The organism is Acinetobacter sp. V89_7, from assembly GCF_029967895.1.
Taxonomy (GTDB): domain Bacteria; phylum Pseudomonadota; class Gammaproteobacteria; order Pseudomonadales; family Moraxellaceae; genus Acinetobacter; species Acinetobacter soli.
Genome location: NZ_JASCAJ010000016.1, coordinates 1 through 563, shown reverse-complemented (window position 1 = coordinate 563; position 563 = coordinate 1). Strand labels below are relative to the sequence as shown.

Sequence of the window (563 nt, the reverse complement as noted above, 5' to 3'; positions counted from 1 at the left end):
CCCATGTCGGTATAGCTCCAGCTGGTGCCAGTCACGGTCGCTGTGCCAATCACCACGCCATCACGTAATACTTCTACTTTGTCGCCAGCGTTCAGTGCCGTGTTGATCGAACCATTGATCGTCGGCGTGGTGTCATTGGTAAAGCCGCCATTGGCCACGTTACCCGTCACCGGCGCCTGATCATCCACCACACTCAAGATCGTGGTGGTCTGGTTCACTCCTGAGGTGTTGATCGAGAAGGTTAGTTCATTCGAACTGGCGCTACTGTTACCTGCAGCATCCACTACTTTCGCTGTGTAGGTGTAGGTCGATCCACTGGCCAGACTGCCATCGGTATAACTCCAGCTGGTCCCGTTCACCGTTGCCACACCCACCGCAACTCCATCTCGGTACACGATCACTTGTTCTGTTCCGCTCAAGCCGCTTGACAGTGTCCCTTGGATTTCTGGTGTGTCGTCATTGGTCACCCCGTTCGCCGGAATCGTGCCCGTCACTGGATCAACGTTGTCGATCGCTTGGGTAATCGTTACGGTTTGTACCGGTGCCGTGGTATCCACATTGAT

General features: G+C 54.9%; 1 protein-coding gene. It reads right to left on the bottom strand.

The window, feature by feature from the left end; translation table 11 throughout:
• Positions 1-563, bottom strand: a 563-nt coding sequence (locus tag QLG00_RS01235; RefSeq protein WP_282470380.1) for an Ig-like domain-containing protein, incomplete at both ends; no start/stop codon positions are given.